Source organism: Aeribacillus sp. FSL K6-1305 (assembly GCF_038050115.1).
In the GTDB taxonomy this organism is placed as follows: Bacteria; Bacillota; Bacilli; order Bacillales; family Aeribacillaceae; genus Aeribacillus; species Aeribacillus composti.
The window spans coordinates 1,052,501-1,072,214 of sequence record NZ_JBBOQV010000002.1 but is presented as its reverse complement, the minus strand read 5'-3'; the positions used below and the strand labels follow the sequence as shown (position 1 = coordinate 1,072,214).

23 protein-coding genes, 3 tRNA genes and 2 rRNA genes (1 of these 28 only partly in view) are annotated in these 19,714 nt (G+C 38.8%); 5 read left to right on the top strand and 23 right to left on the bottom strand.

Going from position 1 to position 19,714, the window contains the following annotated elements; all coding sequences use genetic code 11:
• Positions 1-10: 10 nt before the first annotated feature.
• Complete coding sequence (locus NST97_RS15095; protein ID WP_339194073.1) at positions 11-232, top strand: helix-turn-helix domain-containing protein; 222 nt, start codon at positions 11-13, stop codon at positions 230-232.
• Positions 233-304: 72 nt separating this feature from the next.
• Here NST97_RS15095 and NST97_RS15090 read toward each other — a convergent pair whose 3' ends face one another.
• Together NST97_RS15090 and NST97_RS15085 are read right to left on the bottom strand one after the other, a co-directional pair.
• Positions 305-862 carry a substrate-binding periplasmic protein gene (locus NST97_RS15090; RefSeq protein ID WP_063388943.1) on the bottom strand — a complete coding sequence of 186 codons (558 nt, stop codon included), beginning with the start codon at positions 860-862 and terminating at the stop codon, positions 305-307.
• A 653-nt stretch (positions 863-1,515) separates the two neighbouring features.
• Positions 1,516-2,697, bottom strand: a complete 1,182-nt coding sequence (locus tag NST97_RS15085; RefSeq protein WP_341343397.1) for an IS701 family transposase — start codon at positions 2,695-2,697, stop codon at positions 1,516-1,518.
• A 95-nt stretch (positions 2,698-2,792) separates the two neighbouring features.
• On the opposite strand from NST97_RS15085, the gene NST97_RS15080 reads away from it, so the two are divergent.
• Positions 2,793-3,218 carry a hypothetical protein gene (locus NST97_RS15080; RefSeq protein WP_341343396.1) on the top strand — a complete coding sequence of 142 codons (426 nt, stop codon included), beginning with the start codon at positions 2,793-2,795 and terminating at the stop codon, positions 3,216-3,218.
• Positions 3,219-3,344: 126 nt separating this feature from the next.
• Here the strand turns inward: NST97_RS15080 and NST97_RS15075 are convergent, their stop codons facing one another.
• The 9 genes from NST97_RS15075 to groES form a co-directional block, all read right to left on the bottom strand.
• The gene (locus tag NST97_RS15075; protein WP_339194067.1) at positions 3,345-3,488 is read right to left on the bottom strand and encodes a hypothetical protein; all 144 of its coding nucleotides are present in this window, start codon (positions 3,486-3,488) and stop codon (positions 3,345-3,347) included.
• Positions 3,489-3,575: 87 nt separating this feature from the next.
• The gene (locus tag NST97_RS15070) at positions 3,576-3,971 is read right to left on the bottom strand and encodes a hypothetical protein (protein ID WP_341343395.1); all 396 of its coding nucleotides are present in this window, start codon (positions 3,969-3,971) and stop codon (positions 3,576-3,578) included.
• Between the two features lie 459 nt (positions 3,972-4,430).
• Positions 4,431-4,739 (bottom strand): type II toxin-antitoxin system PemK/MazF family toxin, encoded by a 309-nt coding sequence (locus tag NST97_RS15065; RefSeq protein ID WP_339195643.1) that lies wholly within the window; start codon positions 4,737-4,739, stop codon positions 4,431-4,433.
• Between the two features lie 11 nt (positions 4,740-4,750).
• Positions 4,751-4,972: a hypothetical protein gene (locus NST97_RS15060; RefSeq protein ID WP_340880871.1), complete on the bottom strand. Its 222-nt coding sequence runs from the start codon at positions 4,970-4,972 to the stop codon at positions 4,751-4,753.
• 93 nt (positions 4,973-5,065) lie between these two features.
• Positions 5,066-5,140: transfer RNA gene (locus NST97_RS15055), tRNA-OTHER, on the bottom strand.
• A 301-nt stretch (positions 5,141-5,441) separates the two neighbouring features.
• Positions 5,442-5,729 (bottom strand): hypothetical protein, encoded by a 288-nt coding sequence (locus NST97_RS15050; protein WP_082830345.1) that lies wholly within the window; start codon positions 5,727-5,729, stop codon positions 5,442-5,444.
• Between the two features lie 21 nt (positions 5,730-5,750).
• On the bottom strand, positions 5,751-6,050 hold the full coding sequence (locus NST97_RS15045) for a hypothetical protein (protein ID WP_339194060.1): 300 nt from the start codon (positions 6,048-6,050) through the stop codon (positions 5,751-5,753).
• 189 nt (positions 6,051-6,239) lie between these two features.
• The gene (gene groL / locus NST97_RS15040; RefSeq protein WP_063388690.1) at positions 6,240-7,862 is read right to left on the bottom strand and encodes a chaperonin GroEL; all 1,623 of its coding nucleotides are present in this window, start codon (positions 7,860-7,862) and stop codon (positions 6,240-6,242) included.
• Between the two features lie 53 nt (positions 7,863-7,915).
• Positions 7,916-8,200 (bottom strand): co-chaperone GroES, encoded by a 285-nt coding sequence (gene groES, locus NST97_RS15035; protein ID WP_063388689.1) that lies wholly within the window; start codon positions 8,198-8,200, stop codon positions 7,916-7,918.
• A gap of 248 nt (positions 8,201-8,448) precedes the next feature.
• Here groES and NST97_RS15030 point away from each other — a divergent pair, with 248 nt between their 5' ends.
• Both NST97_RS15030 and NST97_RS15025 read left to right on the top strand, forming a co-directional pair.
• Positions 8,449-9,180 (top strand): CPBP family intramembrane glutamic endopeptidase, encoded by a 732-nt coding sequence (locus NST97_RS15030; RefSeq protein WP_063388688.1) that lies wholly within the window; start codon positions 8,449-8,451, stop codon positions 9,178-9,180.
• A gap of 4 nt (positions 9,181-9,184) precedes the next feature.
• Entirely contained in the window at positions 9,185-9,388 is a 204-nt protein-coding gene (locus NST97_RS15025; RefSeq protein ID WP_063388687.1) for a YdiK family protein, read from the top strand.
• 92 nt (positions 9,389-9,480) lie between these two features.
• On the opposite strand, the gene tatC is transcribed toward NST97_RS15025, so the two are convergent.
• Genes tatC through NST97_RS15010 form a run of 3 tightly spaced genes read right to left on the bottom strand, consistent with a single transcriptional unit; the run spans position 9,481 to position 11,079 of the window.
• Positions 9,481-10,227: a twin-arginine translocase subunit TatC gene (tatC, locus tag NST97_RS15020; RefSeq protein WP_066248101.1), complete on the bottom strand. Its 747-nt coding sequence runs from the start codon at positions 10,225-10,227 to the stop codon at positions 9,481-9,483.
• Positions 10,228-10,249: 22 nt separating this feature from the next.
• Positions 10,250-10,423 (bottom strand): twin-arginine translocase TatA/TatE family subunit, encoded by a 174-nt coding sequence (locus NST97_RS15015; protein WP_063388685.1) that lies wholly within the window; start codon positions 10,421-10,423, stop codon positions 10,250-10,252.
• Positions 10,424-10,437: 14 nt separating this feature from the next.
• Positions 10,438-11,079 carry a redox-sensing transcriptional repressor Rex gene (locus tag NST97_RS15010; protein ID WP_063388684.1) on the bottom strand — a complete coding sequence of 214 codons (642 nt, stop codon included), beginning with the start codon at positions 11,077-11,079 and terminating at the stop codon, positions 10,438-10,440.
• A gap of 311 nt (positions 11,080-11,390) precedes the next feature.
• Here NST97_RS15010 and NST97_RS15005 point away from each other — a divergent pair, with 311 nt between their 5' ends.
• Positions 11,391-13,313, top strand: coding sequence for an ABC-F family ATP-binding cassette domain-containing protein (locus NST97_RS15005; protein ID WP_341343394.1), 1,923 nt, complete (start codon positions 11,391-11,393; stop codon positions 13,311-13,313).
• Between the two features lie 914 nt (positions 13,314-14,227).
• Here the strand turns inward: NST97_RS15005 and tsaD are convergent.
• The 9 genes from tsaD to NST97_RS14960 form a co-directional block, all read right to left on the bottom strand.
• Entirely contained in the window at positions 14,228-15,247 is a 1,020-nt protein-coding gene (gene tsaD / locus NST97_RS15000; RefSeq protein ID WP_341343393.1) for a tRNA (adenosine(37)-N6)-threonylcarbamoyltransferase complex transferase subunit TsaD, read from the bottom strand.
• On the bottom strand, positions 15,247-15,726 hold the full coding sequence (rimI, locus tag NST97_RS14995; RefSeq protein WP_063388681.1) for a ribosomal protein S18-alanine N-acetyltransferase: 480 nt from the start codon (positions 15,724-15,726) through the stop codon (positions 15,247-15,249). Before rimI ends, tsaD begins: the two co-directional genes overlap by 1 nt.
• Positions 15,696-16,391, bottom strand: a complete 696-nt coding sequence (gene tsaB / locus NST97_RS14990) for a tRNA (adenosine(37)-N6)-threonylcarbamoyltransferase complex dimerization subunit type 1 TsaB (protein WP_066248096.1) — start codon at positions 16,389-16,391, stop codon at positions 15,696-15,698. Before tsaB ends, rimI begins: the two co-directional genes overlap by 31 nt.
• Positions 16,372-16,848, bottom strand: a complete 477-nt coding sequence (tsaE, locus tag NST97_RS14985; protein ID WP_341343392.1) for a tRNA (adenosine(37)-N6)-threonylcarbamoyltransferase complex ATPase subunit type 1 TsaE — start codon at positions 16,846-16,848, stop codon at positions 16,372-16,374. Before tsaE ends, tsaB begins: the two co-directional genes overlap by 20 nt.
• Positions 16,835-17,842, bottom strand: coding sequence for a thiamine-phosphate kinase (thiL, locus tag NST97_RS14980; protein ID WP_063388678.1), 1,008 nt, complete (start codon positions 17,840-17,842; stop codon positions 16,835-16,837). Before thiL ends, tsaE begins: the two co-directional genes overlap by 14 nt.
• A gap of 152 nt (positions 17,843-17,994) precedes the next feature.
• A tRNA-Asp gene (locus NST97_RS14975) sits at positions 17,995-18,070 on the bottom strand.
• 2 nt (positions 18,071-18,072) lie between these two features.
• Positions 18,073-18,149 (bottom strand) — tRNA-Met (locus tag NST97_RS14970).
• A gap of 31 nt (positions 18,150-18,180) precedes the next feature.
• Positions 18,181-18,296, bottom strand: a 5S ribosomal RNA gene (gene rrf, locus NST97_RS14965).
• Positions 18,297-18,435: 139 nt separating this feature from the next.
• Positions 18,436-19,714: ribosomal RNA gene (locus tag NST97_RS14960) — 23S ribosomal RNA — on the bottom strand; it runs 1,654 nt beyond the window's last position.

Here is a 19,714-nt window from a genome sequence, read left to right as displayed (position 1 = left end):
TTATAAAATAATGATTAAAGTACATCTTTCAAGGATAATGGGAGAGAAAAGGTTGAAGATTTCAGATGTGGCAAGAATGACAGGGTTGCATCGGAATGGAATTGCAAAGATATACAATGAGGGAACTGATGGAATAAAGTTTGATACTTTAAACAAGTTGTGTAAAACTTTGGATTGCAAAGTTGAGGATCTTATTGAATATATTGATGATGAAAAAGACCACTCGAAATGAGTGGTCTTAATTATTAACGCTATTGTCCATGTTAATATTCGTAAACGGTTACCTTTTTGAACGAAATTCTCTTTAATTTCGATCTCCTAGATATTCCTGTTGGATTTTTTCTAATTTACCTGTTTCTTTAAACTTTAAGATCATATCATTGAAAAATTTTAAAAGTTCTGTATCTTTTTTTCTTACTGCCATTGCATAGCTTTTCTTCGGTACAAACTCTTCTCCATTAGGGAGATATATAGCTCCCGTAAAATATGTATACGTCTTAGTTAAATCTGTTTCTACGAGGTTATCAATACCCGGCACAACATCAACATCTCCACGTTTTAAAGCAATAATCACATCGTCAAATGTAGGAAATTCTCTTAGTTCAACTGGAATATTATTTGATTGAGCCATTTCTTTTATTACTGCGATATTAAAGTCTCGATATACTTTTAAATCGTTTGTCCATTCTGTCTGAACGGGAACAATAATTTTATCTATATCGTACTTTGCCTTGTTTTCAATTTTACTTTGCACTTGTTGCTCTTCCTTTGTTTTATTTTCTTCAACAGTTTTTTCTGAACTGCAACCTATCATACTCATAAATACCAAACAAAATATTGTTAAAAGCAAATTTTTTTTCAAACTTAATCACCTCTTTACGAAATTTTCCTACTAATTATAACATTACTATGTGAACCAAAAAAGGAACGGTAACTTACCGTCCCTTATGAGCGTAATTTTAGTCCATTTACTTGGACAATACGAAATGGATAATCTTTTTACATTAACTCTTTTTATTTATAACTGTATTATTTATTTTGGACGAAGGAAAAAATGAAACGAGTGGAATTATTTTAAATGGTGATGAGTGATGAAAAAATACAAACTGAAAAGCAATATTGGGGAACTAATTGAAAAGAGTGAATTGCGGAATGATTACATACGAAAACACGTAAATGTGCAACAAAAACAGCTTTGGAATTGAAAAAATGGAGTAAGTTTCCCGACTTTAGAGAAAGCCTTTATTTTAGCGAAAATTGTAGGGTATAAAGTGGATGATCTTGCGGAACTGGTTGAGGTTGAAGAGGAAGAATAAACTTTTATGAGTAGACTTCAATCCTAATGTTGTACAGTACAATAATAAAGGAGTAAGTATATGAAGTTACTTTTGCCATTCATGATACTGATAGGAGTTGTACTAGGCTTTTGTTTAATAAATTTAATTAATATGAACTGTAGTTGAGCAATTTTCATTACAATAATTACCATGTAAAAAGAGACAAACGGAGTACCCCTTATGCCACATGGAGCTGTTTTTTAACGACATCAATGGGAATATCTTGCTTCGCTGCATCGTAAATAAACTCCACGAGGCTATGTCCTTTCTTCTTTCGAAGGAAGTCAAGCCCGGTAGAGAAATCGCTGTTGGATTCGACCATACTGTACACATAAGCGAGTTGCACCAAGATCCAATACCGTTTCACCGCCCGACGTTGACGAACGCGGTACCCATCGAGCTTCAGCTGGTCTTTCGCTTGTCGAAAAAAGCATTCGATCGACCAACGCTGGGCATAGTAGCGCAAGATCTCTTCATCGCTTAGCTCCCGGTCGGTGCTCAAGACGCAGTGAAGATGTTCGGGTGTCATCGGCTGATCGGCTTTCCAAGCCAACAACACAACGGCATCATCGAGACCTTTCAGCGATCCCTCGTAGCGATACACGCGATAACGCTCTTCTCCCACCGTGACGAGATGGGTGTCGTTCGGTTCGATATAGCGGGCAAACTGTTTGGCTTGGATGGCGATGCCTTTCGGATAGAGAATCCGGTTCGTTTTGAGCATCGCGATGACGTGAAATCCTTTTTTCAGACAGGCTTCCACGAGCGCTTGCGATGGATACCACGAATCCATCAGCACATAAACGGGACGGCGTACATCCAAAGAAGAAAGCATCTCGATCGCGAGTTCCCCCTTGCTTTTCCCAGCCGCCTTGTCGTAGAGGCGGAACGCAAAGGGAAAAGCCTGGGTCATCGTATGAACCATGAGCCAAACAAGAGAATGTCCCCAGATCGACTTTTTCTCTGTGTGAGAATAGTGCCAATCACACCCTTGAATGGCGTGCGTTGCCCGTGACGAAGGCTTGATTTTTTGGCAAATCGTATCATCGATCGAAACAAAAAGGGGTTGATTTTTCTGTTTGGCGATCCGTTCGACACGATGAAGCATCCATTGCTGGAGTTTGCGAAGCAGCGTCTCTTCATCCCAAGGGCTTTTCGTGAAAAAATGGCTGAGTGTCGTTCGATGATTGGGGTGAAAGCTCCAATGATGAAGATCGGTCAACGTTCCAGAAAAGCCTTTCGTGATCATCGCATCCACGATATGAACGAGATGCTTCATGACAGGTTTTGAAAAATAAAGTGCCAACCCCAACATCGTGAAAAACTTGTGGATTCCTTGATGATGTGCTAATCTATTCATGAGACATGAACCTCCTTGTGTGAATGGTTTGTTGGCACATCTATTCTAACCAAGGAATCGGGTTCATGTCTCCTTTTTTGTTCGGATGTAAATTTATGTTAGTGAATTTGCTCATCTACAGTATGAAGTTATTATTACCCTTCATGACATTAATTGGTGTTGTATTAGGTTTTTGTTTAAATTTAATCAAAGATTATATTCAAAATAAGCCTAAAATTAGAACTGGGATCAATGAGTCATCTGGAAAATTTAATTACTATAAAAATTTTGTAAATGAAAATGGTTTTGACGTAGAAAAGATAGCAACTCCCGATGAAGCTTCATTTTTAGAATTAAAAATAAAAATTGACGTTTATAATATTGGAAAATCCGATACTGCTATCAAAGATTTAATGATTGACGCAACAGCTAACAATACTACAATGAGTTTTCAACCTGAATTAAAGATTAATGGAGAAACCAACAAAGACTACACATTTAATGTAAAAAGTGGGAGTATTACTACTTTGGATTATACTTAAAAATTCACAGAGATGAAGACAACGAATATCTATTTAATGAAAATGTAACATTGTTACCAGATGAAAAAGGATGTTTTATATAAACATATAATAATTCACTTATATAATTAAAAAAATAAGAATTGTCTACAATTTACACACGCCATCTAAAATACAATCAAAAACAATTCCTTTCATAATCTGTTCCAGTTCGCTAATACTCCTCTCCATATAGTCTTTACCAAAGTTTTTTACAAAATATTTTTCTTCTCCTTTATGTATAAGCTTCACTATAACCTTAAACTCCTCATTATTAATAAATTCGATCTTCTCAACACAAAAATTCTTCATATATCATCTCCTAACACAGCGTATTTATCATCTATTTATCAATTTAAGTTGATCACTTGTTATATTATTTTTCGGTGAATTATTGATAATTTCTTTTACTGATACAATTTGACGAAGGTTATAATCATTAGCAATACAAATATCACGAAGAACTCTTAATATTAACAAATGATTCTCATTTAATTTAAGAAAGTATTTCAAGTAACATTTTCTTACTTTATTTTTATTTCGTTCATTTTCTTCCCTCCTGATAAATTGCATCACCACTAAATCAATATCGCCATTGGCAAAATACTGTACTGCTCCAATGTACTGCCATTCATCTGTTCCTTTTAGCTTTATATAATGAGCAAATGTTACACTATAATCAGATTCACTTACTGTTTCCGTCTTTATTTCAAACAAATCACTGGCTTTTATCATCTTCTTCCCTCCAAATAAAAAAAGCACCCTGAAAAAAGGATGCTTATACACAATTTTTATTAATTTTTGATTAACTATTGAATTATACGTTAGTATAATTCAATAGGGCATTACAAAATTCCTTCTTTTTTAAAAAATTTACAACGAAAAAGACCTCCATATGGTTATTGAGGAGGTCTTTAATGACTGATAAAAGCAGGAGACAAAACTCCTGCCCCATTTCAAAGATACACAAAACTTCCATTTGGAAGCCTATTGTCACTAAAGTGACTAAATAATTTTTTGAAATGGTGTAAATATTTTATGCACTGTTGACAAAAATATGATTATTAAATGAAATTGGGGAAGACAATTTCTCCCCCTAACAAAACTCAAAAGATTGAGCCATTTGCCTTGTTTAAGGCTAAATAAATTTTATAAGTCCATTTTAAAGTATTATATAAGGGTTTGTCAATAGATTTATTTTAAACCTAATTGATTTTTTACTTTTTTATTTATTTCTTTGAATAATTCATTTTTTATCTTACCTACTCTTTTATCTAATCGAGCTTTATCAATTGTTAGTATTTCTGTAACATTTATTCTAGATGGATCTTTATCTAGTTTGCCATAATACATATCATTATTAGTGAGTTTGACATGAAACGTTTCGTTAATATTATTTCCATCACCTTTAATCGTTAATACATTAACGGTATCAGCAAACATATTTCCGGTGTCGTTTTGTAATATTAAGACCAAATGATTTTCACAGAGTTCGCTACCTATATTCTCTCCAATTAGAGCATTGTAAATTTGACCTCGTTTAACTTGAATAGGATGAATTTTATTAGGATTAGCATTTCTTTTTTTTGATTTTGAATTGCTAATTCATGTAATGAGCATTCAATAGGTATATTTTTTATAATCCCCTCTGCTTTAGGAAAGTATTCTTCTTTCATTTTTGGTTTTAGATCTTGAACTTCCTTAACAAGTTTTGACATTTTTTCTTCAATACTCATATCATCCTCCAATCTTCTCTATATTTTACCATATTTCGAGAATGATAGGAGGAATTTCCTAGTAACTTCGACAAGAGAAAACACATTTTACGGTGAACTCGGCAGGATTCGAACCTGCAAACCGCACAGTATTCAAACTGGCTGCTCTAACCGTTGAGCTACGAGTCCAAAAAGAAAAAATAAAAAACCACATTCCCAGAATGTAGTTTTCATCACCAATTCTTTTCAATCTCATTACTAAATTTCTTCATAAACAAATATTGGTTCAACGCAATCAAAAACAATAACACATAAATAAACACGCCAATTCCACCAGCTACATAATAATTAACATTTACTTTAAATAGCGTTTCAATCAACCAAGCAATTCCACACGCTAAAGCCGCAAATACAGTACACCACATCAAAGAAATAATAGCTGTGATAACTTTTTGTGATCTATCATTTTAAATATTTGATTTATTCCCTTTCACTTAGCATGATATTCTTCAATTACCTTGCATAAGTAAACATCTACACCATTTTCGTTTTCATCATTTTTTCTTCGTTCAAATTCTGCCTTTGCTTCCTCGTATGTATCAAATATTTCTTGCCCGGCATCACAATAATCACTAAAAACAGCATGTTTATCCTTAAAGCCATTCTCCCAATCCTCAAACGAACACTGTCCACATTCCATTTCTCCAGCTTTCTCATACGGGATTTTTAAACCACATTTAGTACATTTAAATAAACTAGGAATTTCAATTTTTTTCATTCAATTCACCTTTCTAATTGATTATATTACCTTCTTAATCTCAAACTCTATCCAATCGCCTTGCTGCAACAACTTCAAAGTACAATAACGGTAAAAATCATCATCAAAAGGAACTTCTTTATACTGCCTAAAATTAATTATGTAATGCATATACATTTCCGCATATTCAGGTTTATCATTAAAAAACTCAATCACATTCTTTTTCCATTGTTCGTCTATGTAGGCATGTGCAGCTTTTTCATCATAATTAAATTTCTTTAAAATATCCTCATTCGGCTTAAAAAGTTCTTCTTCCTTATAAGCATATTGACCATCAATCAATAGTTGATAAATTCACCTAGAAGCGTTTCATAATTTCTTATGTTCGCTTTTGTTGTGTTTTTGAATTTCCGATCTTCTAAAAAATCTTGATATGCAAATTTGAGCAACAAAAAAGGACTACCTCCTTTTTATAGGAAGTAGTCCTTACGATTGAATATATTTGTTTCTGTGACTAGTTCACTGCAATTATTACATCATTCCGCCCATGTCAGGCATGCCTGGGTTGCCGTTGCCTTTGTTTTCTTCTGGTTTGTCAGCAACAACTGCTTCAGTTGTTAAGAACATAGCGGCAACGGATGCTGCGTTTTGAAGAGCAGAACGAGTTACTTTTGTTGGGTCAACGATACCAGCTTCGATCATGTTCACCCATTCGCCTGTAGCAGCGTTAAAGCCGATTCCAACTTCTTCTTTTTTCAAGCGTTCAACGATAACAGAGCCTTCTAAACCAGCGTTGTGAGCGATTTGGCGAACTGGCTCTTCTAAAGCGCGAAGAACGATGTTTACACCAGTTTGAACGTCGCCTTCTGCTTCAATTTCAGCAACTTTTTTGTAAACGTTAACTAGAGCTGTACCACCACCGGAGACAATTCCTTCTTCCACTGCTGCACGAGTGGAGTTAAGAGCGTCTTCGATGCGAAGTTTACGTTCTTTCAATTCTGTTTCAGTAGCGGCACCAACTTTGATAACTGCTACGCCGCCAGCTAATTTTGCTAAGCGCTCTTGAAGTTTTTCTTTATCAAATTCAGAAGTTGTTTCTTCCAATTGAGCTTTAATTTGATTTACGCGAGCTGCAATTTTGTCGCTTGCGCCTGCGCCTTCAACAATTGTAGTTGTTTCTTTCGTTACAACAACTTTTGCAGCGCGGCCTAATTGAGAAATAGTAGCGCTCTTAAGATCTAAACCTAAATCTTCTGTAATAACTTCACCATCTGTTAAAATGGCGATATCTTCTAACATTGCTTTGCGGCGGTCACCGAATCCAGGAGCTTTTACAGCTACAGCATTAAATGTACCGCGAAGTTTGTTCACAACTAATGTTGCTAAAGCTTCTCCTTCAACATCTTCAGCAATGATTAATAAAGGTTTGCCTTGTTGTACAACTTGCTCAAGAACTGGCAAGATTTCTTGGATGTTAGAGATTTTCTTGTCGGTAATTAAAATGTATGGATTTTCAAGAACAGCTTCCATTTTATCAGAATCTGTTACCATGTATGGAGAAGCATATCCGCGGTCAAACTGCATTCCTTCTACAACGTCTAGCTCAGTAGTGAAACCTTTAGATTCTTCAATAGTGATAACGCCATCGTTACCAACACGTTCCATTGCTTCAGCAATTAATTTACCTACTTCATCATCCGCAGCAGAAATAGCAGCAACTTGAGCAATTGATTCTTTTCCTTCAATTGGTTTAGAAATTGCTTTTAATTCTTCAACAGCTGTAGCAACTGCTTTTTCAATTCCTTTACGCACACCCATTGGGTTTGCGCCAGCTGTTACGTTTTTAAGTCCTTCGCGGATCATTGCTTGAGCTAAAACTGTTGCAGTAGTTGTACCGTCCCCAGCAACATCGTTTGTTTTGCTAGCAACTTCTGCAACTAATTTTGCACCCATGTTTTCAAATGGATCTTCTAATTCAATTTCTTTTGCAATCGTAACGCCATCGTTTGTAATTAACGGAGAACCGAATTTTTTCTCAAGAACAACGTTACGGCCTTTTGGTCCTAAAGTAACTTTAACCGCATCTGCTAATTTATCCACACCACGCAGCATTGCACGACGTGCTTCTTCACTGAATTTAATTTCTTTTGCCATGTTGCGAAAACCTCCTCAAAATTTAAATTGTCTATGATATTGGGCTGTCTCTATTAGCCGATCACAGCCAAAATGTCGCTTTCACGCAAAATTAAGTATTCTTTGCCGTCATATTTTACTTCTGTGCCGGCGTATTTTGAGAAGATAATGCGATCGCCAACAGCAACTTCAACTGCAACACGTTCACCGCTGTCTAATACACGACCAGTACCAACTGCTACTACTTTACCTTCTTGAGGTTTTTCTTTAGCTGTGTCAGGCAATACGATGCCGCTTGCTGTTTTTTCTTCTGTTTCAACAAGTTCAATTACAACGCGATCACCTAATGGCTTTAACAAGGGAAACAACCTCCTCAAATATCTTTTGAGATTTTCAAAATTTATTCCTTATTCATTATTAGCACTCATTGCTATCGAGTGCTAACACCAATTATTATATTAAAGAAACCTCCTCTATTTTTCAAGTCTCTTTTAAAAAAATTTTAACATCCTCCATTAAGTGCTTCCCTTGTCAAAATTGTTTTTCTTTCTTAAAACCATTGTGTGTTAAAATAGTCATATGAATCTTTTATAAAGGAGAACTATTCGTGAAAAAGCAATATTGGTGGATCATCATTACGTACATCATTATGCAGCTCTCATCCTATATTGGAGTTCCCCTTTTTTATGAACTGGGTGTTGGCGTCGATGAAAATCTCAATGCAGGACTTTTTCAAGCGCAAGCATATTGGTCGATTACAAGTTTTACTGCTGCGTTTGTCATTATTTTATTTCTCCTTCGTCATGAACGAAAAAATAATGTCCGGATTGAAAAAGCTTCTTTCGGCGAATCTGCCATATGGGCTGTTTTCGGAGTTTTTTTAGCTTTTTTCATTCAAACAATCGTTGGCAATATTGAAATATATGTACTTAAAGTTAATCCGATGTCGGAAAATACTCAAGTTATTATGGATTTAATTGAAGCAACGCCTTATTTGATTATTGTCACATCAATAATAGGACCGATTCTTGAAGAAATTATCTTCCGAAAAATTATTTTCGGGGTGATTTATCAAAAAACGAATTTTTGGATCGGCGCGCTTGTCAGCTCGCTATTGTTCGGCATCGTGCATGGGGAACCTGAACTTTTATTGCGTTATACAGCAATGGGGTTTACGTTCGCTTTTTTATATTATAAAACAAAACGCATATTAGTCCCTATTTTTGCCCATACAATGATGAATACAATCGTAGTCATCATTCAAACAATTTATCATGATGAGATTGAAAACATGATGAAGCAAATGGAACAAATACAAATCATTATTGGAGGCAGCTAAGATTATGAATTTTCATCCCGTTTCCATGGGACTCTTCTATTTTATCATGGGAGTTCTATTTACATATTTAGCAATTCATCATGCTGAAAATGGTATGTGGACAGCTACAAATATGATTTTAATGATTTTAGCCACGTTTGATTTTGCTGTTTCCATCCGCATGTTCACTTTCTCATATAAAATTCGGAAAGCAAAAAACAACCGATGAGGTGTAATGATATTATCCCTCTTGTGTAGACAGTAGGAAAAAAGCCTATACTGTCTTCACAAGAGGGATATGTTTATAACAGCCCATCGGTTTTACTTTTGATCTGATTCTTTTATTTGAGAAGACTGTGCTTTTTTGTAAGCAAATCTTGAAACAATGATACTTATTTCATACAAAATGAATAGCGGAATCGTGACCATTAAATGCGACACAATTTCAGGCGGCGTAATAATCGCTGCGATAACAAGCAATACAAAATACGCATATTTTCTAACCTTTGCCAAAAACGCCGGATTGATGATCCCGAGTCTTGTTAAAAACATAATGACAACGGGAAGCTGAAACAACAGTCCGAAAGGCAATGTTAACTGCAGCAGGAAACGAAAGTATTCATTTATTCCTATCATTTGTTGAATGTTTAAATCATTGGAAAGCCGCCCCATAAAATCGATGACAAAAGGAAACAAAATAAAATAAGAGAAGCTTATTCCTAAAAGAAATAAAGCAACCGACAACGGTATATAGCTTAATGTGACCCGCCTTTCTTTTTCATACAGTCCTGGGCTGATAAACGCCCAAAGCTGGTACAATAAAACAGGGAAAGTTAGAATTAAAGCAATAATAAATGTAATCTGCATATAAACGATCAATGGATCTGCAGGACGAAAAGCATTTAAGGCGAATTGCTTTGCTTCATCAGTTTGCTGTAAAAAAACAATAATTGGCTTCGCTATGAAAAAGCCAGTAATCATAGCAACGAAAAAGAAAACGACTACAATAATCAGCCGTTTTCTAAGCTCCGCTATATGCTCCAACACGGACATTTTTTTTTCGCTCATCATTATTCATCCATTCTTCTTGCTATTCATTTTTCTTGTTTTCTTCATCATCGTCTGCTAAGCCCTTCGTGGCACTTTTAAACTCCTTTAATGATTCTCCTATAGCTTTTCCAAGCTCAGGAAGTTTTTTCGGCCCGAAAACAAGCAGAGCTGCAAATACAATCAACAGCAAGCTTCCAATTCCAATTGTTGGCATTTAATATCGCTCCTTCAATCTTCATTCGAATAATGTTTTAAAAAATATGCAAGAGCCTGAAGTTCAACAGATAGATCGATATGATGAATCCGAATTTTATCCGGAACATTTAAGCGAGCCGGCGTAAAATTTAAAATGCCTTTTATGCCTTTTTCCACTAACCGATCCGTTATTCCTTGAGCGGCGGTTGCCGGGACCGTTAATATCGCAACAGGCACATCATCAGGCAATTCACTTTCTAGCTGATCCAAATGATAAATTGGAACTCCACCAATTTTCATTCCTACTTTTCGTTTATTAATGTCAAATGCAATAACAATTTGTGTGTTGTTATTTTTTGTAAAATTGTAATTTAAAAAAGCTGTTCCCAAATTTCCGACGCCAATGAGGGCAACTTTGGTCAACTCATCTTGGTCAAGCGTCTTTCTAAAAAATGATAACAAATAATTGACATTATATCCATAACCTTTTTTGCCCAGCGCTCCGAAATATGAAAAGTCCCTTCTAATTGTCGCAGAATCTACTTTTACTGCTTCACTCAGTTCTTGAGAGGAAACACGTTGTTTTCCCGAGGCATGTAAATTTTGCAAAAACCGATAATATAGAGGTAATCTTTTTGCAGTTGCTTGCGGTATCTTAGATTGATCTTGATTCAATGCTCATCCCTCGCAATCCAAAACAACCTGACTAATTTTGTTTTTAACTATGTTTTCTAGCAAGCGGCTGCTCGCCTGTATGAAACAATATCAGACTGATAACGCTTCCATCCTGATCTTCTTCTCCGTCTACATTTCTTTTTATTTGTTTTTTCTCCAAACTCTCCTTATATAAAAACTATACACTATTTTTTTATTCGTGTCTTTTGAACGATTGTTACAATTTCTTGTCCTTTTGTTCATCAGGTCAGTTGCCTGCAGTCAAATATATAGGCTACACTTATTCTAGCAAAGATTGAGGTGAACTATGGATGATTTTATTGCAGTTAAACAAAATCACAAAATATTATGGTGCTGACCTTATTTTATCGAATATTAAGCTGGAAATCCAAACAGGAGATAAAATCGCCGTTGTAGGCCGCAATGGAGCCGGAAAATCAACATTATTGAAAATCATTGCCGGTGAAATGCCCTTTGATTCTGGTGAAATTGTGAAGCCAAAAGATTTAACAATCGGCTATCTGGCACAAAACACAGGATTAGAATCAACTAAGTCGATATGGGATGAAATGCTAACCGTTTTTGAAGAGCTGCGGAACATCGAAGCTGAGCTGCGAAATATTGAACAAAAAATGGCAGCTATCTCCTCAGCTGGAGATTCTCATGCTTTGCAAAGCTTAATGAAGGAATATGATTCACTCCAACATTTATATAAAGAAAATGGCGGATATCAATATGAGGCGGATATCCGTTCTGTGCTGCATGGATTAAGGTTTGCTGATTACGACTATTCAACTAAAATTTCGGTTTTGAGCGGAGGACAAAAAACCCGGTTAGCACTCGGAAAGCTCCTGTTGAAAAAACCGGATCTGCTCATACTCGACGAGCCGACAAACCATCTCGACATGGAAACATTAAACTGGCTCGAACAATATTTACAGCATTATAATGGAGCGGTTCTAATTGTTTCCCATGACCGGTACTTTTTAGATCGCGTTGTCAACACTGTTTATGAAATATCACGAACAGTTTGTACGAAGTATGTTGGGAATTACAGCACTTATTTAAAACAAAAAGCGGAAGCGTACGAAAGGGAATTAAAACAATTTGAAAAACAGCAAGAAGAAATCGCGCGGATGAAAGATTTTATTCAACGAAACTTAGCAAGAGCATCGACAACGAAACGTGCGCAAAGCAGAAGGAAAATGCTTGAGAAAATGGAAATACTGGACAGACCCGCTGGGGACGAGAAGTCAGCCAGCTTTTCCTTCGAAATCGAAAAGCAAAGCGGCAATGACGTGTTAAAAGCCATTGATTTGTCCCTTTCCTACGATCAAAAAACTCCGATCGTGAAAAATATTAACTTTTCGATCAACAGGAAGGACTCAATTGCTTTAATAGGGCCAAACGGAGTTGGTAAATCTACCTTATTAAAAACGATCATCAACCGCTTAAAGCCGCTGAGCGGAAAAATTCAGTTTGGATCTAATGTCCAAATCGGATATTATGACCAGGAACAAGCGGATTTGTCTTCATCTAAACGGGTTTTAGATGAATTGTGGGATGACTATCCCGAAAAAACAGAAAAAGAAATCCGAACGGTTTTAGGGAATTTCCTTTTTTCCGGAGATGAAGTGCTGAAAACCGTCTCGTCTTTAAGCGGAGGAGAAAAAGCTCGGCTCGCTTTAGCGAAATTAATGCTAAAAAAATCTAACTTTCTCATCATGGATGAACCTACGAATCATCTGGATCTCGACAGCAAAGAAGTATTGGAAAACGCTCTGATAAATTTTCCTGGAACAATCTTGTTTGTTTCGCACGATCGTTATTTTATCAACAAAATCGCGACCAAAATTTTTGAATTATCCACGGAAGGCATTGCCGAATATATCGGGGACTATGATTATTACATTGCAAAAAAAGCGGAGATGATCGAGCTTGAACAGTTGAAAGAACCAACTATCGAAACCAAAGAGCAAAAACAAGGAAAATTATCTTATGAACAAGAAAAAATATTGAAAAAAAAGGAACGGCAAAGACAGCGCCGCATTGAAGAACTTGAAAACAAAATAGCAGAAATTGAAGAAGCGATCGCTGAAAACAATGAAATGCTTTGCGATCCAAATATATACCAAGATCATGAAAAAGCTCAAAAACTTCATGATCAAAATGTCATGTTAACGGAACAACTAGATCAACTGATGGAGGAATGGGAATCACTTCTTTCTGAATAACCGGCTCATGCCGGTTTTTTATTTATTTTGTTTCCTTCAGCATGTTTCTCTCAAACAGTTATCCACATCATTAGTTCCTTACCTTATAATATTTTTCTTATTTGTTCACATTATCCACAACAAACCCCTTTAGTTATCCACATGTTTCACCTTGTTTTTTCTTCGTCTATTTCAATGTTTCGTCTTATTTATCCAAAATGAAGATTTTCTTTGTGGATAACCTGTGGTTAATCGAGTAGGAGGGAGCGATTAACTCCCGTCCTCTCACACCACCGTACGTACGGTTCCGTATACGGCGGTTCAATTAAGATAATTGACGCAAGTCTTTATAACTTCCGTGAATAGCTGTTCTCTTTATGCCAGTGGTCACTCCACCCTCCAAGAGATCTCCCACGGGATTCACCGCTTCCTCCCTCAAGTGAGGTACTACGTTTTCTGTGTTCATCATGACTCACTGAATGCCAAGGGCTATTCTCTCTTAATTGTTCGGTCCTTCTTAGTTGTTCTAGACCAACTAATACTATGACCTCTGCTGACTTCTGACTGTTCAGCTATCTATCACTAGATAGGTTACCAAGGTTACTTGGCGTGCCAGCCAGACCTCCCCGGGTAAGAGTGTAATCTTTCCTTCCATCCATCTGCTTCATTTACTCTGTATCACCTTCGGCAGAAAGGGCTTTGTTTTGTCTTGCAAACTCACCCAGTGATACCTAGCCTCATATGAAGTTCGTGTTCCGAGAGACCCAAAGTTTGCCGCTCGCTTCCTTCAGATTCCGCGTCACCACGGACACCCTTGCGTTAAGCTAACTGCTACTTCTGCCTTCGCAGCTCGGGACTTTCACCCTATAGATTACACCCATGCCGGGCGCACAAACAAAAAATAGGGCCGCTGTTCATTCGACCCTATTTTGCCTCTATATATATGACGTTAATTCCAATCCAGGATGAGCATTCATACGATAATCACCGAAAATTCCTTTTTCATAAAGTACATCAGCGAAAGCTGCAATCATGGCCGCATTATCTGTGCATAAGGACAATGGTGGAATGACGAGGTCGATCCCTTTTTTCTTTTTGAATGCTTCCTCCATAGCAGTTCTTAATCCTTTATTCGCCGCTACTCCGCCTGATAAAAGAACTTGCTTAGCTTGATACTTATCACTGGCACGAACAGTTTTTTCCACTAAAACTTCTACAACACTTTGCTGAAAACTTGCAGCCATATCTTTCGGATCTATCGTGATCCCTCTTTGCGCCGCGTTATGAAGAGTGTTAATCACCGCTGACTTCAGCCCGCTGAAACTAAAATGAAACGAGCCTTCTTCAAGCCATGCTCGCGGCAAATCAATGGAAGCAGTTCCTTCATGTGCTAGCCTGTCGATATGAGGCCCGCCCGGATAAGGCAGGTTTAATGTTCGCGCTACTTTATCATAAGCCTCTCCTGCTGCATCATCAAGTGTTTCCCCAATCACCTCAAAACAACCGTGCTCCTTCATATAGACAAGCTCTGTATGGCCGCCGGAAACAACTAATGCAATCAGCGGGAAAGAAAATTCTTTCACAAGACGGTTCGCATAAATGTGTCCTGCAATATGATGTACTCCGATTAGTGGAAGATCATACGCAAAAGCTAAAGCCTTTGCGGCATTGACTCCAATCAATAATGCACCAACCAGCCCCGGTCCTTCTGTCACGGCTATGGCGTTCAAATCGTGATACGACAGATTCGCCTGTTTTAACGTTTCTTCTAATACGAGAGTAATTTGCTCGACATGATGGCGTGAAGCGATTTCTGGAACGACTCCGCCAAAACGTTTATGGCTTTCAATTTGGGAAGCAACGACTTGTGCAACAATTTCTTTTCCGTTTTTCACAATGGCAGCTGCTGTTTCATCACAGCTTGTTTCAATTCCTAAAATTAATCGATCTTTCATTATAAATTCACCTGCATTAATATCGCATCTTCTTGGTTATCCGTATAATAGTTTTCCCGGATTCCGATTGGTTCAAAATTCAATTTCTTATATAATGATTGCGCAACCGTATTCGAAACTCGGACTTCTAATGTAACGGTTTTGGCTCCTTTTTCTTTTGCTACGTTTAAAACGCTTCTAAGCAGGGTCTCTCCCAGCTTTTTTCCCCGATACGCTGGAGAAATAGCAATATTGGTAATCTGCCCATCATCAACAATCACCCATAAACCGCAATAACCTACAACTTTTCCTTCATATTCTATTACTAAATAAGTAGCAAAATGGTTATGGACCAATTCCCGATAAAATGATTCCTTTGTCCAAGGAACCGAAAATGACAGCTGTTCGATTTCATAAACACGATGTATATCTTCAACTGTCATTTTTCGAACATTTACTTGATTATTAATCATGTTGACGTTTTTTGCTGCTCGATCCATTTCGCTTCCGCCTCTGCTAACCTTAAATAATTTGGCACAAACTGATGAACATTGACTGCTTCTCTAGTCATTCCCAGCAAACCTAGCAATCCCGGACGCGGCTGGTGCAATGACGGATCCCCGATGACTGCCAACTCACCCATTATTTCTTTGATCAGATCTAAATGAAGAGAAACATCATTCCCTAAAAAGAGCACCCGCTTTTTGAGCTGTTTTATTTCATTCAACCAATCTTCTAGCAGAATATTTCTGTCTTCTTTCACACAAAGTATGTTTTCTTTAAATTCATACAGCCCGGTATAAACTCGTCCTCTTCTTGCATCAAATAAAGGGCAAATCAATCCGTCAAAAAAACGCCCGTTCAGCGCAAGCACTTCAAGACTGGAAACGCCCGTTAAAGGAATGTTTCTAGCCCATGCAAGCGTCTTAGCAATTGTTACACCGATTCGCACACCAGTATAAGAGCCAGGACCTTGGGCAACCACAATCTTTGTTAAGTCGCTGGGCTGAACGTGGCACTCTTTCAAAAGATAATCAACTGCCGGCATTGCACGAACAGAATGGTTTTTTTTCAAGTTCGTCATATATTCGCCAATAATTTTAGTTTCGTCTACTAACGCAATGCCTAAACAGTCGTTTGATGTATCAATCGCTAATACCGTCATCAGTAAAAAACTCCTTACACAGCTTAATATATCTTTTTCCCTTCGGCCTAAAAATTAGAGATCTTGTATTGTCCTGAATGTAACGGATGAATACATCCAGTCTTTCCTCCGGCAGTTGATCTTCTATATAATGCGCCCACTCTACAACTGTTACACCGTCTCCATCAAAAAACTCATCAAACCCTAAATCCTCATCGCTATTTTCAATCCGATAAACGTCCATATGATAAAGCGGCAGTCTGCCGTCTGTATACTCCTTCATGATTGTAAAAGTAGGACTGCTCACTGTTCTGCCAATGCCCAAACCTTTTGCCAGTCCTTTCACAAATGTAGTTTTGCCTGCTCCAAGATCTCCTTCAAGCGTAATCACATCGCCCGCTTGTAAGTGCTGAGCCAGCTTCATCGCCATATTCCCTGTCTCATCAGGATTTGTCGTTTTTATTTCAAATTGATCCAAATGAATCACCTTTTTTAAAATGATTGTAGCCTTTGCTTAGTAGCCGTTTGCGAATATTTTTTTCTTGCAAATAAACCGATGGGCTGCCTTCAAATACTTCTCCGATCTTCGTTATGCGTATTCCTTCTTGCTCGCATTTTTTTTTCAACACTTCAAAGGAATGTTTAGAAGTCGTCCCTACCAGTTCAAAATCTTCTCCTCCAGTGATAGCCCACTCAAATTGCTTTTCTAACGGCAATAATTGTATTGAATCACTTAATGGAAGAAGATCTTTATGTACGACGATTTGTACGTTGCTCATGTCAGCTATCTCATTCAATTCGCTTGCAATACCGTCACTAATATCATTAAGGCTCGCCCGATCCACTTCAGAAATAATCCTGCCCGCTTTTACTTGCGGCTTCGGACGTCTATGGCGAGATACTAAATATTGATAATCGTCCTCCGGCAAATTGAACTCATCGTTTAATAGAAGGTGCAATCCAGCAGCTGAATCCCCCAGAGTACCCGTAACAAAAACCACATCCCCCGGTCTTGCTGAGCTTCTCAATTGGGCTTTCCCGCGTTCAACTTCTCCAATCAAGGTGACGGTGATGACGAGGTGATCAGCAATAGAAACAGTATCTCCACCGATTAAATCCACTTTATATTTTTCTGCGGCATCTGCCATTCCTTTGTATATAGATTGTAAGTCTTTCTCGTGCCATCGAGAGGGAATCGCAATGGAAACTAAAAAATACTTTGGAATCCCGCCCATTGCGGCAATATCACTAATGTTCACTGCCAAACATTTAAAGCCGATATCAAAAGGCTCCATTGTTTTACGTAAAAAATGAACCCCTTCGACCATTGTGTCTGTGCAGACTATTTGCTGAAAACCTTTATTCGGTGTGTAAACTGCGGCATCGTCACCTATTCCGACAACAAGGCCTTCGTGAAAATAATGTGCTGGCCGAATACTTCGGATAAACTCAAATTCATCCTGAATTGACATATAAAACCTCTTTCTTTAAAAGATGCTCTCCTAAAGAATCCAATTCAATCCTCTTGTATAGTTTACCGCATATGTTTAGCTTATCCAAGATATTCATAAAATAAAAAAACGAAACGTTGAACGTTTCGTTAGTTGTTCGTATATTGTTGTAATGGCGGTCCCGACGGGAATCGAACCCGCGATCTCCTGCGTGACAGGCAGGCATGTTAACCGCTACACTACGGGACCATTGGTTGCGGGGGCAGGATTTGAACCTGCGACCTTCGGGTTATGAGCCCGACGAGCTACCGGACTGCTCCACCCCGCGATAATTTAGAAAGCTTATATTCAAATGAATTGCCTGGCAACGTCCTACTCTCGCAAGGGACAAACCCTCACTACCATCGGCGCTGAAGAGCTTAACTTCCGTGTTCGGGATGGGAACGGGTGTGACCTCTTCGCCATTGCCACCAAGCAATTTTTTTCTATTCATTGTTCCATTCAATTCGATGGACAACTAATATTATAACTTTTTGATCGCAGTTGTCAACACTTATTTGAATATCATTCTTTCAAAACTAGATAACGGTTCCTTCACGAATAGATGCTCTTTCTTGGTTAAGTCCTCGATCGATTAGTATCCGTCAGCTCCACGTGTCACCACGCTTCCACCTCGGACCTATCTACCTCGTCATCTTCAAGGGATCTTACTCGCTTTTCGCGATGGGAAATCTCATCTTGAGGGGGGCTTCACGCTTAGATGCTTTCAGCGCTTATCCCTTCCGCACATAGCTACCCAGCGGTGCCCCTGGCGGGACAACTGGTACACCAGCGGTGCGTCCATCCCGGTCCTCTCGTACTAAGGACAGCTCCTCTCAAATTTCCTGCGCCCGCGACGGATAGGGACCGAACTGTCTCACGACGTTCTGAACCCAGCTCGCGTACCGCTTTAATGGGCGAACAGCCCAACCCTTGGGACCGACTACAGCCCCAGGATGCGATGAGCCGACATCGAGGTGCCAAACCTCCCCGTCGATGTGGACTCTTGGGGGAGATCAGCCTGTTATCCCCGGGGTAGCTTTTATCCGTTGAGCGATGGCCCTTCCATGCGGAACCACCGGATCACTAAGCCCGACTTTCGTCCCTGCTCGACTTGTAGGTCTCGCAGTCAAGCTCCCTTCTGCCTTTGCACTCTCCGAATGATTTCCAACCATTCTGAGGGAACCTTTGGGCGCCTCCGTTACCTTTTAGGAGGCGACCGCCCCAGTCAAACTGCCCACCTGACACTGTCTCCCGCCCCGATCAGGGGCGCGGGTTAGAATGTCAGTACAGCCAGGGTAGTATCCCACCGTCGCCTCAGCGCAAGCTGGCGCTCACGCGTCTCTGGCTCCTACCTATCCTGTACAAGCTGTACCCACATTCAATATCAGGCTGCAGTAAAGCTCCACGGGGTCTTTCCGTCCTGTCGCGGGTAACCTGCATCTTCACAGGTACTATAATTTCACCGAGTCTCTCGTTGAGACAGTGCCCAGATCGTTACGCCTTTCGTGCGGGTCGGAACTTACCCGACAAGGAATTTCGCTACCTTAGGACCGTTATAGTTACGGCCGCCGTTTACTGGGGCTTCGGTTCGCACCTTCGCTTTTCGCTAAGCGCTCCCCTTAACCTTCCAGCACCGGGCAGGCGTCAGCCCCTATACTTCACCTTACGGTTTCGCAGAGACCTGTGTTTTTGCTAAACAGTCGCCTGGGCCTTTTCACTGCGGCTCATCATGGCTTATCACCTTGATGAGCACCCCTTCTCCCGAAGTTACGGGGTCATTTTGCCGAGTTCCTTAACGAGAGTTCTCTCGCTCACCTTAGGATTCTCTCCTCGCCTACCTGTGTCGGTTTG

Excerpts from the sequence above, each read along its gene's own strand:
- NST97_RS15080 (WP_341343396.1), top strand. The coding sequence starts at position 2,793 with ATGTTAGTGAATTTGCTCATCTACAGTATGAAGTTATTATTACCCTTC.
- NST97_RS15015 (WP_063388685.1), bottom strand. The coding sequence starts at position 10,423 with ATGCCAACAATTGGAATTGGAAGCTTGCTGTTGATTGTATTTGCAGCT.
- NST97_RS15070 (WP_341343395.1), bottom strand. The coding sequence starts at position 3,971 with ATGATAAAAGCCAGTGATTTGTTTGAAATAAAGACGGAAACAGTAAGT.
- tsaB (WP_066248096.1), bottom strand. The coding sequence starts at position 16,391 with ATGACGGTATTAGCGATTGATACATCAAACGACTGTTTAGGCATTGCG.
- NST97_RS15060 (WP_340880871.1), bottom strand. The coding sequence starts at position 4,972 with ATGAGTATTGAAGAAAAAATGTCAAAACTTGTTAAGGAAGTTCAAGAT.
- NST97_RS15095 (WP_339194073.1), top strand. The coding sequence starts at position 11 with ATGATTAAAGTACATCTTTCAAGGATAATGGGAGAGAAAAGGTTGAAG.
- tatC (WP_066248101.1), bottom strand. The coding sequence starts at position 10,227 with ATGAGCGAAAAAAAAATGTCCGTGTTGGAGCATATAGCGGAGCTTAGA.
- thiL (WP_063388678.1), bottom strand. The coding sequence starts at position 17,842 with ATGTCAATTCAGGATGAATTTGAGTTTATCCGAAGTATTCGGCCAGCA.
- NST97_RS15085 (WP_341343397.1), bottom strand. The coding sequence starts at position 2,697 with ATGAATAGATTAGCACATCATCAAGGAATCCACAAGTTTTTCACGATG.
- groL (WP_063388690.1), bottom strand. The coding sequence starts at position 7,862 with ATGGCAAAAGAAATTAAATTCAGTGAAGAAGCACGTCGTGCAATGCTG.
- NST97_RS15005 (WP_341343394.1), top strand. The coding sequence starts at position 11,391 with ATGATTTTATTGCAGTTAAACAAAATCACAAAATATTATGGTGCTGAC.
- tsaD (WP_341343393.1), bottom strand. The coding sequence starts at position 15,247 with ATGAAAGATCGATTAATTTTAGGAATTGAAACAAGCTGTGATGAAACA.
- NST97_RS15025 (WP_063388687.1), top strand. The coding sequence starts at position 9,185 with ATGAATTTTCATCCCGTTTCCATGGGACTCTTCTATTTTATCATGGGA.
- NST97_RS15050 (WP_082830345.1), bottom strand. The coding sequence starts at position 5,729 with ATGAAAAAAATTGAAATTCCTAGTTTATTTAAATGTACTAAATGTGGT.
- rimI (WP_063388681.1), bottom strand. The coding sequence starts at position 15,726 with ATGGATCGAGCAGCAAAAAACGTCAACATGATTAATAATCAAGTAAAT.